This window comes from Xanthobacter sp. (assembly GCF_041911315.1).
Classification (GTDB): Bacteria; Pseudomonadota; Alphaproteobacteria; order Rhizobiales; family Xanthobacteraceae; genus Xanthobacter; species Xanthobacter aminoxidans.
The window spans coordinates 41953-57437 of the sequence record NZ_JAYRPE010000011.1 but is presented as its reverse complement, the minus strand read 5'-3'; the positions used below and the strand labels follow the sequence as shown (position 1 = coordinate 57437).

Genomic DNA, 15485 nt, shown 5'->3' with positions numbered 1-15485 from the left:
CCCCATTTTTATTTGAACAACCGCAGGCGGCTCGTGCTGGAAAACCGCCCGCCAGCTGATGATCGACCTTCGTTCAGCGGTAAGCCTTGGCCTGCGCCTCGACCTTGGCCACATCGAACGTATTGAAACCTGCGACATATGCGTTTGTGAAGACTTCTGACGCATCCACACCCGGCTTCACGATGTTCCACTTGGTGATAAAATCCAGATATCGCTTATAGGAAGCCGGGTTGTTCTCGCCCCAGCGGGTAACATGGCTTTTCTCAAGCTTCAGGTTCTCGAGGCGCGCCTTCAGGACGCTGAGGTCATCGGCCAGCGCCTGCTCATCCGATTTCCCGGAGGGCTTCGTCTGGGGATACTGCTCCCAGGTCATCCTGACCGCCGCGGCCGGGTTGGCCATCGCGAAGACCGTGCCCATGGCCCAGGCCCGGCCAATCGCTTCCGCAGTCTTGGGATTGGCCTGCAACACGCTTTCCAGGGCGACGAAGCCCGTTGTTGGCATGCCGGAAAACTCGTCCGGCACGGGCAGTTCCCGCATCGGCACGCCGGCATTCCGCACCAGGGCGAACTGGGTGTCGTAGGCACTCAGGGCATCGACCTGCTTGCTGCGCAGGAGTTCGGCCGTCTGCGCACCCTGGCCGACCACGACCGGGGTGAAATCCGTGGGCTGCAACCCCGCCTGCTGCAGCAGCGCGCGGGCAACGAACACGCCCACGGAGCTGAGCGACGTCACGCCGACCTTCTTGCCTTTCAGGTCCGAAATGCTCTTGATCGGACTGTCTTCCGGCACCGCTATGCCATACACATTGCCCTGGTTGTGCGTATAGAAAGTCGTCATCTTCACGCCCTGCTGGCGCATGGTGACGATCGGTTCGATTGAGAACTGGGCGTAGGGGAATTGCCTGGTCGCGACATACTTCGCGCAGTCCGTCGCAGTGCCGGCCGCGACCAAGTCCACCCTGTATCCCTCTGCGGCGAGGTAGCCCATCTTCTCGGCAACAGCGAACGGGGCCACGCCCTTGGTCAAGGCTGGCGTGCAAATGCCAATCTTCACTGTCTCCAGCGCAGGCGCTGCAGCCACATGGAGCGTGGCCCCGATGGCGACCACGCATGACGCGGCCACCGTCCAAAGGATGTTCTTCTTCATGCGACTTCTCCTCCCTTCTTTTCGGAACGGCTGGATGCATCCCAGAAGAGCATCTTTTTCTTTAGAAGGCGCAGGATCACGCTGAATCCCAGCCCGAAGAAGGAAAGTATGATCAGGATTGAGAACTGCCCCGCCACGTCGAGAGACAGGTTCATGCTCTGGATCAGCATGCCAAGCCCTGCCTCCGCGCCCACGAACTCGGCGACGATCGCTCCGATAAGCGAAAAAATCATCGCCACCTCGATGCCGGCCATGATGTACGGGAGCGCGTTCGGGAACTGGAGCATGGTGAAGATCTGGAGCGGGCTGGCGTTGAGGCTCTTCATGAGACTGAGGCGATCGGGGTCGGTGGAGCGAAGCCCGGCGATCGTGTTCACCATGAGCGGAAAGAAGGCGACGAGCGCGGCGCTGACCACTTTGGAGGTCATGCCCAGCCCGAACCAGATGACCACGATGGGAGCCAGCGCCACCTTCGGCATGGACTGGAACATCACGATGAACGGATAGAGGTAGAATTCCGTCCGGCGGCTCAGCGCGACGACCGTGCCCAGAGACAGCGCAAGAAAAACGCCGAGCAGAAAGCCGAGGAAGGTCTCCGCGAGGGTGACCCAGGCATTCGAGATGTAGAGACCCGACTGCACGCCCCTGACCAATGCCACGGCGATGGCGCTCGGGGTGGGCAGGATAAAGGCGGGGACTTCGAAAAAGCGGGCCAGGAATTCCCAGCCGAGAATGACGGCCACCATGAAAAGCAGCCGTAGAACGTGATGCTGGATGCCGAACATCAATCTATTGCTCCGGTGGCGTTCAGAAGTTCGCGAACCTCGCGCACGTATTCTCCGAACAGGGGCGTATTGGCGACCGAAAGGTCGCGCGGCCGCGGAATGTCGATTCTGATATCCCTGACGATGCGGCCGGGGCGCGGCGTCATGACGAGCACGCGATCAGCCAGCAACACCGCCTCCGTGATGGAGTGGGTGATGAAGATCACGGTCTTGCGGCGCTCCATCCAGATGCGCTGCAACTCCATGTTCATGTTTTCGCGCGTCAGCGCGTCGAGGGCTCCAAAGGGCTCGTCCATGAGCAGCAGCTTGGGATCATGCACAAGCGCGCGCACGATCCCGACGCGCTGCTGCATGCCGCCCGACAATTGCCAGGGATAGTGCCGCTCGAAGCTGGAAAGGCCGGCCATCGAAAGCAGCTCGCGCGCCGTGGCCAGATGCTGCTTCCGGTCGAGCCGGAGCACGTCGATGGGCAACAGGACATTGTCCAGCACGGTCCGCCACGGAAACAGGACCGGCGATTGAAACACCACGCCTGTGTCGCGCCTCGGCCCGGTGATCGCTTCTCCTTGGATCTCGGCGGTCCCGGCCGTTGCGCGGTCGAGACCCACCAGAATTTTCAGCAGGGTGGACTTTCCGCACCCCGACGGTCCGACGAAGACCGTAAACTCTCCTTCGCCAACAGAGAAGCCGATATCGCTCAACGCGACCAGCGCTCCACTCCCGACACCATAACACTTGGTAAGACCGTGCACCCGAATGGCAGCCTTCGCGGTCAAGATATCCTCTCCTCCCGGGTGGGTCAGCGGTGGTTATTGCTTGCTTCTTGCGCCGGCGATCAGCCTGGTTGCCCATTGGGCATCGCACTGCATCCGCCGTCACTGTGAACGGCGCGGACGAGCGTTGTCCAGCGCGTCCCCCGGCTTTGCTCCGCGTGCGGATTTTGCGCATGGATGTGGAGTTTAACGTTGCCGGAAGCCGCGAGCCCGGAACGCCGGACAATGCCGCCGGCGCTTGCGAACGGAGCCTTGTGAACACCACATGGCTGGGATTTACGCCATCGCAGGGCGCGAGACCTTGACGCGCTAACCCGCGATCGGATCCTTCTCCGACAAACGGGGAGAGTGAAATGCCGAAGTGCACTGACGGCCATTTCGAGGTGGTCTGGCCGCGCGGAGAACGCCGCGGCAGTCTCAAGCCGCTGGCGCCCCGCACGTCCGATCTGTCGGGTCTAAAGATCGTTCAGCTTTGGGATTATCTCTTCAAGGGCGACCGCATCTTCCTCCAATTGGAGCAATTGCTCCGGGAGCGGTTCCCCGGCGTGGAATTCATCCATTGGAGGGAGATCGGCAACATTCATGGAAACGACGAGCAAGCGCTCGTTGCCCAGCTGGGAAGCCGGCTCACCGCGCTCGGCGCGGTCGCCGCCATTTCCGGTCTGGGGTGTTGAGGGAGTTGCACGCCCGCCGTGTTGCGGGCCAGCGCGGCGTGTGAGGCTGCAGGCATCCCGTCCTCGACACTGGTTTGCGAGGGCTTTCTGCAACAGGCCGCGTTCACCGCGGTGGGCCTTGGCATGCCCAACCTTCCGGTTGCCGCGATCCCTGGCCCCCCCGGCGTGCAGAGCGACGAAGAGCTTGCACGCAACATTGCGGACGTGACCTTCCCGCAGATCGTGGAAAATCTCACGCGACAGCCCCAGGCCGCCGTCCTGTCCACCGAGCCCGCGCAGCGATCCGTCGTGTTCGCCGGATCCTTTGACGCCGTGAACACCTGTTTCGAGGAGAACGAATGGAGCGACGGCCTCCCCGTCGTCCCGCCGACCCTCGACCGCGTGGAGGCCTTCCTCCGCTTTACGGATTTGGCGCCGGACGCGAGCCTTGGCGTGATGCTCCCGGACCAGCGGAACGCCAGCGTGTGGAGCGTGGCGGTGAACGGCGTGATGGCGGGCTGCGCCCCTCGATACATGCCCGTGCTGCTGGCCATCGCCGAGGCCTTGTGCGATCCCGAATATGGCGTCGAGCACAGCGGCAACACACCCGGCGCAGAAACCCTCATCGTCGTCAATGGACCTATCATCAAACAGCTCGGATTCAATTTCGAGCAGGGGGTGATGCGTGACGGCTTCAGGGCGAATACGTCCGTCGGACGGTTCCTCCGTCTTCTTCTGAGGAATGTCGCGGGCTTCCTGCCGCACAAGACCGACAAGGCGACCTTCGGCGGCACATGGCGGGTGGCGATCGCGGAGAACGAGGACGTGCTCGCGCGCATCGGCTGGGAGCCGATGAGCGCGGAGTTCGGCTTCAGCCGCGGCGAGAACGTGGTGAGCCTTGCTCGCTACACTGGCGGCGACGTGATCGTCTCGGTCAACGGCGACACACCCGAGGCGATGCTGCCCTACATCGCGGATGCGATCCTCCGCCAGACCTCCTGGCAGATGACCTTCACCATGAGCGCCACGTTCGGGATGCTGCGGCCGATGCTGCTCCTCAGCCCCATCCTGGCGGAGCGCCTTGCCGGCGCCGGCTGGTCCAAGCAGGACGTGAAGCGCTATCTGTTCGATTATGCGCGCATGCCTGCCGAAAAGCTCGAACGCCTGATGCGCGACTGGACGAACCACGTGGATTGCGATCTCGCCGCCCTGGCGCGGCTCGGGAAGGTCCCCAAATCATTCCATACATCGGACGATCCCGGACGGCTCGTGCCGCGGGTCTTCCACCCGGACGACTTCACCATCGCGGTGACTGGAGACCCCATGCGGACGAACGCCTACACGCTCTCCCACAATGGCACGCTCGGCTATCCCGTGGGCAAGCGCATCCTGCTGCCCCGTGCCTGGGACGATTTGATTGCGGGGCGCGATGCATGAGGCGGCGAAGCGACGCGAGGAGACCTCCGGCATGACCATGCGCAAGCGCCAGGCTCACGATGTGGCGGTCATCGGCGGCGGCATCGCCGGCCTGACTGCGGCCTGGCATGCCGCGCAGACCGGCATGTCCGTCGTCCTCGTCGAGGCGAGCCCCCTGTTTGGCGGGCAGGTTGCCACCCTGGACCGGGTCGATGGCTTCCCATCCATCGCGCCCGTCTCCGGCCACGGTCTCGCTGCGAGCCTGCTGGAAGCGACGGTCCAGTCGGGCGTCACCCTCGTGGAGGCGGATGTGATCGCGATCGAGCAGGAAGGCGCGCTGAGGCGGGTTGCCACTGAAGCGGGCGCGCATCGGTGCCGCGCGGTCGTCGTGGCGAGCGGATGCCGCAGGCGCCTGCTGAACGTGCCACACGAAGCCTCTTGGGCGGGGCGCGGGCTTTCTCATTGCGTGGCGTGCGACGGAGGCTTCTACCGAGGGCGCGATGTTCTGGTCGTCGGCGGCGGCGATGCCGCATTTCAAGCCGCGGCCGCGCTGGCCGACATCTGCCGAGAAGTGGCCGTCGTGGTCCGGGGAAATGCGCGCGCACGCCGCTCTCTCGTTGATCGCGCCACCGGCAAGGCAAACCTGCGCTTCATCTGGGGCATGGAGGTCGATGCCCTGCTGGGTGATGACGGACTTTCGGGCGTCCGCCTGCGTGATTGCAGCAGCGGGCGACTGGAGGAGGTGGCCTGCCGTGGTGTGTTTCCGCTCATCGGCGGCATCCCGAACAGCGAATTCCTGCCCATGGACGTCGCCCGCACGGACACCGGCCACGTATGTGCAAACGACGGTTTCGCCACCACGTCGCCGGGCATCTGGGCAATCGGTGCGGTGCGGGACGGATACTGCGGCGAACTTGCGGCCGCAGCAGGCGAAGCCGCCGCCGTCATCAAGGCGATCGCGCCCCGCTTCCGGGACTAGTGGGCGTCCAGTTCAGCCAGCGACAGAGAGAGCGCCCGAGGATCTGTGCACGCTCCGGTTCGCTGAGGCCCGGCAGGGCCTCAGCGAAAAGATCGATGCATTGGCGGTAGGTGCAGGGCAGGCGCGTGAGGTCCGATCCCCAGAATATCCGCTCGGCCCCGAAATGATCGCGGACCCTCAGGAGATGACGCTGCACGCGGGGGAAGGGATAGGCATCCCGCGTGTTGCAGGGTGTTGCCGAAGCCTTCACCGAGACATGGGCGAACCGGCTGAGGGCAAGCAGATCGTCAAGGTCGGCAAAGCCTGCCTCGTCCTGGCCGCCGATCGGTCTCGCCAGATGGCAGACCGCGATCCTCAGCCCCTCGTAGCGCTCGGCGACCGGCTGGAGCGCACGCGCCATGCCGGACACGGAAATCATGACGGGTGCGCCGGAGTCTTCGAGGGACCGCCACAGCCATGAGGCAGACGGGTCATCGAGATGGCGGCGCAACGCCGGCGTGTGGAAGGTGAGCCTGAAGCCGGAGAGCCCCGGGTGATCGCGCCAGCCGGCCACGAGGTCCCGCGCGTCGGGCGCATCCAGTGCGAGGCGGCCCATGACGGTGAAGCGTCCGGGGTGCGCGCGGGCTGCGGCGAGGGCGAGATCATTCCTGTCACCCTCCCAGGTCGGCGGAACGAGAACCGCGCCGGCGACACCCGCCGCATCCATTTCGCAGAGCGCATCGGACGGCAGAAACGGGGCGCTCCTTTGAGGATGGCTCATACGCTCGGCCGGCCAGGGGCGATCGGGTGTTTCCGCAGCCCAGACATGGATCTGGCTATCGACGATCACGGCGGGTGCTCCAGCGGCAGGAAGAGCCTCATTGAACAAGCCGCGCGCCCGCCCCCTCAAGCCGTCGTGCCATTTAACCCAGGAGGATGGGACAAACGGCCTTGCTGCAACGCCGCCTCAGGCCTACCAGCGCAGGTGTACCCACCTCTGAGGGGACGCACCCGTGTCAGCCGATCTGCATCGCCCGCGCGTGCTTTACCTCGGGACCGTCGATGAGCGCATGCGGGCGCTGCTGTCGCGGCGCTGTCCGGATGCATTCGATCTCGTGCTGCCCGATACCGCTCAGGCCCGCGCGGAAGCCCTTCCCACGGCGGATGCCATCGTGAGCGGCGGCGAGCCGGTGGACGAGGCGACGCTGAGCCTCGCTCCCCGCCTCAAGTTGGTGCACATGGTCGGGGTCGGCTGGCATGACCGCGTGGCCTGGGAGGTCCTCAAACGTCGCGGCATCGCCCTCGCCTGCTGTCCGACGGCAACGGCGGACGCGGTGGCCGAGCATGCCTTGATGCTCATTCTCGCGGCGCAGAGGCATCTTTCGCACGCCGACGCCGCGATGCGCCGGGGCGAATTCCTGCACGTCGAACTGCGCTCCGTATCCCACGTGTTCCGCGGACGCACGGTCGGCCTCGTCGGCATGGGCCGCATCGCCCGGCAGCTCGCGAAGCTGCTCCGGCCCTTCGATGTCGAAGGCCTCTGCTACTCCCGCTCCGCGCCCGATGCCACCTGGCAAGAGACCGGATTCCGTTACGTCGCGCTGGATACGCTGCTTGAGACGAGCGACATCGTGAGCCTCCACCTGCCGGGGACGCCGCAAACGCGGCACATCATCGGACGGCGGGAGTTGATGCGGATGAAGCCCGGTTCTTTCCTCGTCAACACGGCGCGCGGGCTGCTCGTGGACGAGGAAGCCCTCGTTGATGCGCTTCGCAGCGGGCATCTTGGCGGCGCGGGCCTCGATGTGTTCACCCAGGAGCCCCCCTCGCCTGCATCTGCCCTGTTGCGGCTCCCCAACGTGGTGCTGACCCCTCATATCGGTGCCGGGCAGGTGGAGACGACCGGGGAAAAGGCCGACTTCATCTTCGGCAACATCCGCGGCTTCTTTGCGGGCCAGCCCTTGCTGGAACAGGTTCCGCTGTAGCCCTCGCGGGCCGGAACCGCCCTGCCCGTCAGCGCCGCACGAACGTCCACTGATCCCCGGAAAGATCGCGATCGATCTTCCCCAGGCGCTCCAGATGGTGCAGATGCGCCAGGGCTTCGCTGAGGGCGAAACCGAACTGCTCCATCGGCAGGGGGCGGAACAGCACCTCAAGCGTGTCCATTGCCGTCCGCGGGACCGCGCAGAAGTCCAGCAACATCGCAAGGCGGTCCGCGTGATGCGCCCGCAGCGCAGCGATGCGCGCATGCAGTCCGTGGAATGGCTCGCCATGGGACGGCAGCACGAACGTGTCCTCGGGCAATGCCTCGAACTTCTCGAGAGACAACAGGAACGCCCCCAGCGGGTCGGCGCGCGGATCGGACGGATGCGTGCCGATATGCGGCGAAATCCGCTCAAGAATCTGATCCGCAGCGATGAGGGTCCGGCGCTCCGCGCTGTACAGGCAGACCATCTCCGGGGCGTGACCCTCGCCGATCATGACCCGCCACGCGGTACCCGCGAGGCTGACCGTATCCCCCTCCTGGAGCCGGTGGTATCGGCGCGGCAACGGTCCCACCCATTGGTGATAGAAGATGCCACGCTGTTCTAGAAACCCCAGAAACGCTTCCGGAGCGCCGCACCGACCGAAATGCGACACGAGCTGGGGAATCACCTCCTCCGACCGCTCATTCAGCAGCAGACGGGCCTGCATCCACTCCACCCGGCTCATGTGGATCTCGGCACCGGTACGCGCGTGGAGCCAACCGGCGAGACCGACGTGGTCCGGATGGAAATGGGTGACGAGAAGCCGGTCAACGGGCCTGCCGCCGAGCCGCCGGTCTGCCAGCACGCGCTCGTAAAGCGCGCGGGTCGGCGCATCGTCAACACCGGAATCGATCAGCGTCCACCCGTCAGGGCCGGGGAGAAGCCACGCATTCACCTCCCGCGGCGGGAAGGGCAGCGGCACCTTCACGCGCAATAAATCGGGTGCCACCGTGCTCAGGCCGTCCGCCACATCCGCTTCCACGCCGAGTGTCATCATGCATTCCTTTCGGCCCGAGCGGTGCTGGATCCGTCAACCCCACGCGTACCCGAACACCGCGCGCCCGGCCAGTCCGAACGCGGGCTTCCCCATTGGTTTCCGGAAAGGGCATTCGTCGCCACTACGACGTTCCAGAAGGCGATAATCCACATAACCGCGCTGTCGGGCACGCCCGTTGTCCAAGGGCCTGCATTCCGTCACGGCGACGGGCCGGGCTCCCCCCGCCATGCGAGAATGGCGCGGGCGCGCTTGCGCACGGGTTCGTCCACCATGGCACCGCCGACGCTCTGCGCCCCGTCCCCGCTGGCGAGCACCGCCTCGGCCCATGCGATCTCAGCCGCGCTGGGCCGGAAGCCTTCACGGATGGCAGCGATCTGATGCGGGTGGATGGCGAGCTTTCCGCGGAAGCCGAGGGCACGGGCATGCTGCGCATCCTGCTGCGCAAGCGCGGGGTCGCGGATGTCCGTGGTCACGCCGTCCAGCGGGGGCGTGCACCCCGCGAGGCGGGAGGCCAGCACCAGTTCCATGCGCGCCGGAAGCAGCGGCTCGCGCTCGTGCGCGCATCCGAGATCGGCGCAGAAATCCACCGAGCCGAAGGCGAGACGCCCCACCGCCGGGTGCGATGCGACGGCGCGGGCAGCCGCCAGCCCCGCCGCGGTCTCCACGAGGGCCACGATGGGGATCGACGGCCCGAGCACCGCAGCCGCGGCATCGAGCTGTTCGCCCCGCTCCACCTTCGGCAGCATCACGGCCGTCGGCGCAAGACGCGCGACGGCGGCGAGATCCGCGTCGTGCCAAGGCGTGCCGGCGCCATTGACGCGGACGATGACTGGCAATTCCGTGAAGTCGCGGCGCAGGCCGGCGCGCGCCGTCGCCTTGGCGTCGTCGGGCACCGCGTCTTCGAGATCGAGGATGATGGCATCGGGCCGCGCCGCTGCCGCCTTGGCAAACCGCTCCGGCCGGTTCGCTGGCACGAAGATGGGAACGCAGAAATCGAGGTCACTCGCCATCACCAGTCCGCCCGCGCGCTCATGGAAACAGGGCCCCCCGCCACGGCACTCCACAGCTTCAGACCGCCATCTTCCGATTGGGCATGAAGCACGAGCGGCGTACCCGAATAGGCCGGCGCCAAGCCCCGGAAGGAGAAACGCGACGGCGGCGCTCCGTGGATCTGTTCCGCGAAGCGGGCCAGCAGCGTGGCCTGAAGAGGTCCCTGCACCACGAGGCCGGGATAACCCTCCGTGCGCGTCGCATAGGGCAGATCGTAGTGAATGCGGTGGCCGTTGAAGGTCAGGGCCGAATAGCGGAACAGGAGCACCGCAGAAGGATCGATACTCCGCCTGTGCTCTCCCTCCGCAGCCGGTGCCCCACCCCGCGCCGGCCCCGCGTCGGCAGCGGGATGATCGCGATAGACGATCTCCTGCGTCTCGGACAGTACAGCGCGACCGTTGGCGCTCACCTCATGGCAGACAGTGACGAAGCAGAGCAGACCGCTGCGCCCCTCCTTCACGGAGACATCCGCGATGCGCGAGGTGCGGCGCACCGCGTCACCCGCCAAAATCTCCCCATGAAAAACCAAATCGCCGCCAGCCCACATCCGGCGCGGCAATGGAACGGGCGGCAGAAACCCGCCACGGGCGGGGTGGCCGTCCGCTCCCAGCTCCCCCATCGGCACCGCCGGCGGCGCAAGACACCAGTGCAGCATCCGGGGGGCGGTCGCAGATGCCTCGGCCGTGCCCCTGCCCTCGCCGAACGTCGCGCGGAAGCGCTCCGCGAGCGCGTGCGTCACCACTTCTTCCGCGGTCTCCTCGCGGCCGATCCAGCTGCGCAGAAGGGCAAGATCAAGCTGCCTGACGTCGGTCATTGCCCCTCACGTCTCTCTTTCCTGGTGTCCCGCCGGCCGAAGCCGGCGGGAAAGGCTCTTCACTCGCCCGTGTTCCGGAACCGCGGCTTGCGCTTCTCCATGAAGGCGGTCACGCCCTCCTTGGATTCGGCGGTTTCGTAGTAGAGCGCAAGCGTCTGCATCCCGAGGGCGCTGATGCCGCGAATGGATTCGGAATCGGCATTGAAGGAGCGCTTGGCGATGGCGATCGCCGTGGGACTCAAGGCGAGAATTTCTTCGCACCACCGGGCCACTTCCGCATCGAGTTCGGCCGCCGGCACCACGCGGTTCACCAGCCCCATCTCCAGCGCGTCCTGGGCCTTGTAGCGCCGGCAGAGATACCAGATCTCCCGCGCCTTCTTCTCACCCACCGTGCGGGCGAGCAGGGCGGTCCCGAACCCGGGATCTACCGAGCCGACCCTCGGCCCGACCTGCCCGAACTGCGCGGTCTCCGACGCGATGGCGAGGTCGCAGCACGTCACCAGCACATTGCCGCCGCCGATGGCGTAGCCGTTCACCCGCGCGATGACGGGCTTGGGCATGTCGCGGATGACCGTCTGCAGGTCTTCCACCGGCAGGCCGACAAGACCGCGGCCGTCATAGCCGCCGTCGTGGGCCGACTGGTCGCCACCGGTGCAGAACGCCTTGTCGCCTGCGCCGGTGAGTACGATCACGCCCACGGACTTGTCCCAGCCGGCCCGGTTGAAGGCGGTGATGAGCTCCTCGCAGGTCTGCCCCCGGAAGGCATTGTACTTGTCCGGGCGATTGATGGTGATGCGGGCGACGCCCCCCGACGCCTCGTAGAGGATGTCGGTGAAACCGGTCATGTGGAACTCCCTGTCCGTGCGAGATGAAGCTGCCGCATTGGCCGGCAGCCCTGGGGATTGCGGAGGGCGACGGATGCGCCGCGCCTCAGATCCGGCCCTTTGCGGCGAGCTGCTCGGCCGCGTGCGTCCTCAGCCTGAACTTCTGAAGCTTGCCGGTCGCCGTGCGGACCAATGGCTCGAAGATCACATGGCGGGGACATTTGTAGGCGGCGAGCCGCTCGCGACAGTAGCGGATGATGTCGGCTTCGGTGATGCCGCCCGGCGCGCCGGGCTTCAGCTCCACGACCGCACAGGGGGTCTCGCCCCACTTCGGGTCCGGTACAGCCACCACGGCTGCGCCGGCAACCCAGGGATGGCTGTAGAGGGCTTCCTCGACCTCGATGGAAGAGATGTTCTCTCCGCCCGAGATGATGATGTCCTTGGAGCGGTCCTTGACCTCGATGTAGCCGTCATCATGGATCACGGCGAGGTCGCCGGTATGGTACCAATCCTCCGCGAACGCCTCCTCGGTCGCCCTGGGGTTCTTGAGGTAGCCCTTCATGGCGATATTGCCGCGCATGAATACCTCGCCGATGGTCTGACCATCCCGGGGGACGGGCTGGAGCGTCACCGGGTCACCCACGATCATTTCATCGGCGAGGACAGCGCGGACGCCCTGACGGGCGACATGCTTCATGCGCTCGTCGATATCGAGGTCGTCCCACGCCTCCTGCGGCTCGCACAGGGTGGTGACTCCGTGCATCTCCGTCATGCCATAGAGATGGACCACCTCGAAGCCGAGTTCGGCAAGCCGCTTGAACACCGGCGCGGGCGGCGAGGCGCCACCTGACAGCACACGGATTGGTGCGGCGGGCCGCGTCCAACCTGACGGCGCGCCATCGGCGAGGAAGCCGAGCACGATCGGAGCGCCGCAAAGAAGCGTGACGCCGTGCTCGGAAATCGCCTCGTACATGCCCTCGGCGGAAACCTTGCGCATGCAGATCTGGGTGCCGCCCACCGCCGCCAGCGCCCAGGCGAAGCACCAGCCGTTGCAGTGAAAGAGCGGAAGCGTCCACAGATAGACCGGACGCGCGCCGGTCATCCGCCCGTTGATGATCTGGCCGAGGGCGTTCAGGTAGGCCCCGCGATGGTGATACACCACACCCTTGGGATCGCCGGTGGTTCCCGAGGTGTAGTTGAGCGCGATGGCGTCCCACTCGTCCTCCGGCCAGCGCAGCTCGGCGGCGGGATCCCCGGCGGCAATGAACGCTTCGTATTCGGCGTCACCGAGAAGGGGGAAGTCGGCGCCGGCCGGATCGTCAATATCGATGACGCGCGGCGGCGCCTCCATCAAGCGCAGAGCCTCCTGCGCCACCGGAGCGAGCTGCCGGTCGACGAGGACGATCCGCGCCTCGCTGTGCGCCAGGATGAAAGCGACCGCAGGCGCATCGAGGCGGCTGTTGAGGCAGTTGATGACGGCGCCTGACAGCGGGATGCCGAACTGAGCCTCCAGCATGGCCGGCGTGTTGAGCGAGAAGATGGATACGGTGTCGCCCCGCTCGATCCCGGCAGAGATGAGCGCGGACGCGAGTTGCCGGCAACGCTGCGCGAACGTGCGCCAAGTGTAGCGCGCCTCGCCGTAGATCACTGCCGTGCGGTCCGGGTAGACGTCGGCAGCCCTGTCGAGAAAATGAAGCGGCGTGAGCGGCCGGAAGTTCGCGCCGCGCCGCTCCAGACCGACATCATATTTGCTGGTCATGCCGCTCTCCTCAGATGGCGACGGCGAGATGGGTGGCCTGATCGATGGCACGGAGCGCGTCGAGCTCCGCCGCCACGTCCGCTCCTCCGATCAACCGCACAGGAGCGCCGAGGGATGCGAGGCGGTCGTACAGGGTGCGCTCCGATTCCTGGCCCGCGCACAGGATCACCTGATCCACATCGAGGACGTGCGGCACTCCATCGGTGACATAGTGCAGGCCGGCATCGTCCACGGCGCGATATTCGGCGCCGGCGATCATGGCGACATGGGCGCGCCTGAGCTTCGTCTTGAGGATCCAGCCCGTCGACTTGCCGAGCCGCCGGCCCAACGCCTCCGGCTTGCGCTGGAACATGAAGAGCTCGCGCGGCGGCGGCCGCTCACCGGCCGGCTCCGTCAGGCCGCCGGCACTGCGCAGCTCCGCATCCGCCCCCCAGGTGCTGAGGAAGGTTTCCGGCACGAGGGCTTCACTGTCCTCTCCCACAAGATACTCGGCCACGTCGAAGCCGATGCCGCCGGCCCCGATGATCGCCACGCGGCGGCCCACGGGCACCTTGCGCGAAAGAACATCCACGTAGGAGAGCACCTTCGGGTGATCGAGGCCGACGATATCCGGGCGGCGCGGGCGCACGCCCGTGGCCACCACGATCTCATCGAAACTCTCCCGGGTCAGCTCCTCCGCCTCCACGGCGTGGCCGAGCCGCAGCTCGACCGCCAGCGCCTTGAGGCGCGTGCGGAAGTAGCGCAGCATTTCGTTGAACTCGCTCTTGCCAGGCACCGCACGGGCCATGTTGAGCTGGCCGCCCAGTTCGCTCGCCGCCTCGTAGAGCGTCACCTGATGCCCGCGCTCGGCCGCATTCACGGCGAATGCCATGCCCGCAGGCCCGCCCCCCACCACGGCGATCCGCTTCGGTGACAGCGCCGGGGCGTCCGCGAATTCGATCTCGCGCCCGGCCCGGGGATTGACCAGGCAGGTGGCCGTGCGTTCCGTGAAGATGCGATCGAGGCAGGCCTGATTGCAGGCGATGCAGGTGTTGATCTCGTCGGCACGGCCGAGGCGCACCTTCCGGGCGAAATCGGGGTCCGCGAGAAGGGGCCGCGCCATGGACACGAGATCGGCCACGCCGCTTTCGATGATGTCTTCCGCGACGTCGGGGGTGTTGATGCGGTTCGAGGCGATGACGGGAATGCCCACCGCCTCCTTGACGTTCCGGACAGCGTAGCTCCAGGCCGCGCGAGGCACTGCGGCCGCGATGGTGGGTATGGCGGATTCATGCCAGCCGATCCCGGTGTTGAAGAGGTCCGCCCCGGCGGCCTCGACCCGCCGCGCCAGTTCCTGCACCTCATCGCCGGGCATGCCGCCCTCGACGAGATCCACCGCGGAGATGCGATAGATCAGAAGGAAATCGTCCCCGGCCTTTTCCCGAACGGCCTTCACGATTTCAACAGGGAAACGCACGCGATTTTCCAGACTGCCGCCGAATTCATCCTCGCGCTGGTTGGTAAACGGGGCCGTGAACTGGTTGATGAGGTAGCCTTCCGACCCCATGACCTCGACGCCGTCGTAACCCGCCTCCCGCGCCAGCGCCGCGGTGGCTGCGAAATCGGAGACGGTGCGCCAGACTTCCTCGGTCGTCAGCGCGCGCGGGCCGATGGGATTGATGCGTGACCGCAGCGTGGATGCACCCACACACCGGTCGTGCTTGGCATAGCGCCCCGAATGAACGATCTGAAGCGCGATCTTCGCCCCGCCGTCATGGACGGCACCGACGATGGCGCGGTGCTCATCCATCCTCGACGCATCGTAAAAGGCCGGAGCCCCCGGCTCGAAGATGCCATCAGGGTTGGGCGCGTATCCGCCGGTCAGCACCAGACCGACCTCGCCACGGGCCCGCGCGCCGTAGAACGCAGCCAGACGCTCGTTGGCCCGATCGAGGGTCTCCAGGCGGGTGTGCATTGCGCCCATCACGATGCGATTGCGCAGCGTGGTGGCGCGAAGGTGCAGCGGCTCCATGAGCTTTGGGTACGGCGACATCTTTCCTCCCGATCCGGTTTGTATTTTCTCCAAACCTAGATCCGCCTAGAATAACCGTCAATATCTTTACTTAATTTGGATTCGCACCTCCTGCGGCTTTGATCCTCTCGCAGGTTCGATCCCGATGACCATTCTACACGCACGTTTCACACGTATGTGTTCTCATATGAGAGACTGCTGCGGAGCGGCGCCTTCCCCCCTTAAAAATCACCATCCACCCGACCTCGATATCCGCAAGGAATTGCGCTCA

General features: G+C 66.0%; 14 protein-coding genes. 4 read left to right on the top strand and 10 right to left on the bottom strand.

The window, feature by feature from the left end; translation table 11 throughout:
- Nucleotides 1-73: 73 nt before the first annotated feature.
- From ACE3QW_RS04445 to ACE3QW_RS04435, 3 genes are read right to left on the bottom strand one after another with little or no spacing between them, the layout of a single operon-like run.
- A complete protein-coding gene (locus ACE3QW_RS04445; protein ID WP_374250612.1) occupies nt 74-1147 on the bottom strand; it encodes an ABC transporter substrate-binding protein in 1074 nt (357 codons plus the stop codon).
- Nucleotides 1144-1932: an ABC transporter permease gene (locus ACE3QW_RS04440; protein ID WP_374250611.1), complete on the bottom strand. Its 789-nt coding sequence runs from the start codon at nt 1930-1932 to the stop codon at nt 1144-1146. Before ACE3QW_RS04440 ends, ACE3QW_RS04445 begins: the two co-directional genes overlap by 4 nt.
- Nucleotides 1932-2708 carry an ABC transporter ATP-binding protein gene (locus ACE3QW_RS04435; RefSeq protein ID WP_374250610.1) on the bottom strand — a complete coding sequence of 259 codons (777 nt, stop codon included), beginning with the start codon at nt 2706-2708 and terminating at the stop codon, nt 1932-1934. The genes ACE3QW_RS04440 and ACE3QW_RS04435 overlap by 1 nt, the downstream gene beginning before the upstream one ends.
- 350 nt (nt 2709-3058) lie before the next feature.
- On the opposite strand from ACE3QW_RS04435, the gene ACE3QW_RS04430 reads away from it, so the two are divergent.
- Genes ACE3QW_RS04430 through ACE3QW_RS04420 form a run of 3 tightly spaced genes read left to right on the top strand, consistent with a single transcriptional unit; the run spans nt 3059 to nt 5753 of the window.
- On the top strand, nt 3059-3379 hold the full coding sequence (locus tag ACE3QW_RS04430; RefSeq protein WP_250167028.1) for a hypothetical protein: 321 nt from the start codon (nt 3059-3061) through the stop codon (nt 3377-3379).
- Between the two features lie 18 nt (nt 3380-3397).
- Nucleotides 3398-4795, top strand: a complete 1398-nt coding sequence (locus ACE3QW_RS04425) for a UGSC family (seleno)protein (protein WP_374250609.1) — start codon at nt 3398-3400, stop codon at nt 4793-4795.
- Nucleotides 4796-4826: 31 nt separating this feature from the next.
- Nucleotides 4827-5753, top strand: coding sequence for an NAD(P)/FAD-dependent oxidoreductase (locus ACE3QW_RS04420; protein ID WP_374250608.1), 927 nt, complete (start codon nt 4827-4829; stop codon nt 5751-5753).
- On the opposite strand, the gene ACE3QW_RS04415 is transcribed toward ACE3QW_RS04420, so the two are convergent.
- Nucleotides 5722-6582, bottom strand: a complete 861-nt coding sequence (locus ACE3QW_RS04415; protein ID WP_374250607.1) for an amidohydrolase — start codon at nt 6580-6582, stop codon at nt 5722-5724. The two genes, ACE3QW_RS04420 and ACE3QW_RS04415, sit on opposite strands and share 32 nt — an antisense overlap.
- A 163-nt stretch (nt 6583-6745) precedes the next feature.
- On the opposite strand from ACE3QW_RS04415, the gene ACE3QW_RS04410 reads away from it, so the two are divergent.
- Nucleotides 6746-7717: a 2-hydroxyacid dehydrogenase gene (locus tag ACE3QW_RS04410; RefSeq protein WP_374250606.1), complete on the top strand. Its 972-nt coding sequence runs from the start codon at nt 6746-6748 to the stop codon at nt 7715-7717.
- Nucleotides 7718-7745: 28 nt separating this feature from the next.
- On the opposite strand, the gene ACE3QW_RS04405 is transcribed toward ACE3QW_RS04410, so the two are convergent.
- From ACE3QW_RS04405 to ACE3QW_RS04380, 6 genes are all read right to left on the bottom strand, one after another.
- On the bottom strand, nt 7746-8756 hold the full coding sequence (locus ACE3QW_RS04405; RefSeq protein WP_374250605.1) for an MBL fold metallo-hydrolase: 1011 nt from the start codon (nt 8754-8756) through the stop codon (nt 7746-7748).
- Nucleotides 8757-8953: 197 nt separating this feature from the next.
- Entirely contained in the window at nt 8954-9766 is an 813-nt protein-coding gene (locus ACE3QW_RS04400; RefSeq protein WP_374250604.1) for a CoA ester lyase, read from the bottom strand.
- Complete coding sequence (locus ACE3QW_RS04395) at nt 9766-10620, bottom strand: MaoC family dehydratase N-terminal domain-containing protein (RefSeq protein WP_374250603.1); 855 nt, start codon at nt 10618-10620, stop codon at nt 9766-9768. The genes ACE3QW_RS04400 and ACE3QW_RS04395 overlap by 1 nt, the downstream gene beginning before the upstream one ends.
- Before the next feature lie 59 nt (nt 10621-10679).
- Nucleotides 10680-11465 carry an enoyl-CoA hydratase-related protein gene (locus ACE3QW_RS04390; protein ID WP_374250602.1) on the bottom strand — a complete coding sequence of 262 codons (786 nt, stop codon included), beginning with the start codon at nt 11463-11465 and terminating at the stop codon, nt 10680-10682.
- An 85-nt stretch (nt 11466-11550) separates the two neighbouring features.
- Nucleotides 11551-13203: an AMP-binding protein gene (locus tag ACE3QW_RS04385; RefSeq protein WP_374250601.1), complete on the bottom strand. Its 1653-nt coding sequence runs from the start codon at nt 13201-13203 to the stop codon at nt 11551-11553.
- A gap of 10 nt (nt 13204-13213) precedes the next feature.
- Nucleotides 13214-15235: an FAD-dependent oxidoreductase gene (locus ACE3QW_RS04380; RefSeq protein WP_374250600.1), complete on the bottom strand. Its 2022-nt coding sequence runs from the start codon at nt 15233-15235 to the stop codon at nt 13214-13216.
- Between the last annotated feature and the right edge of the window lie 250 nt (nt 15236-15485).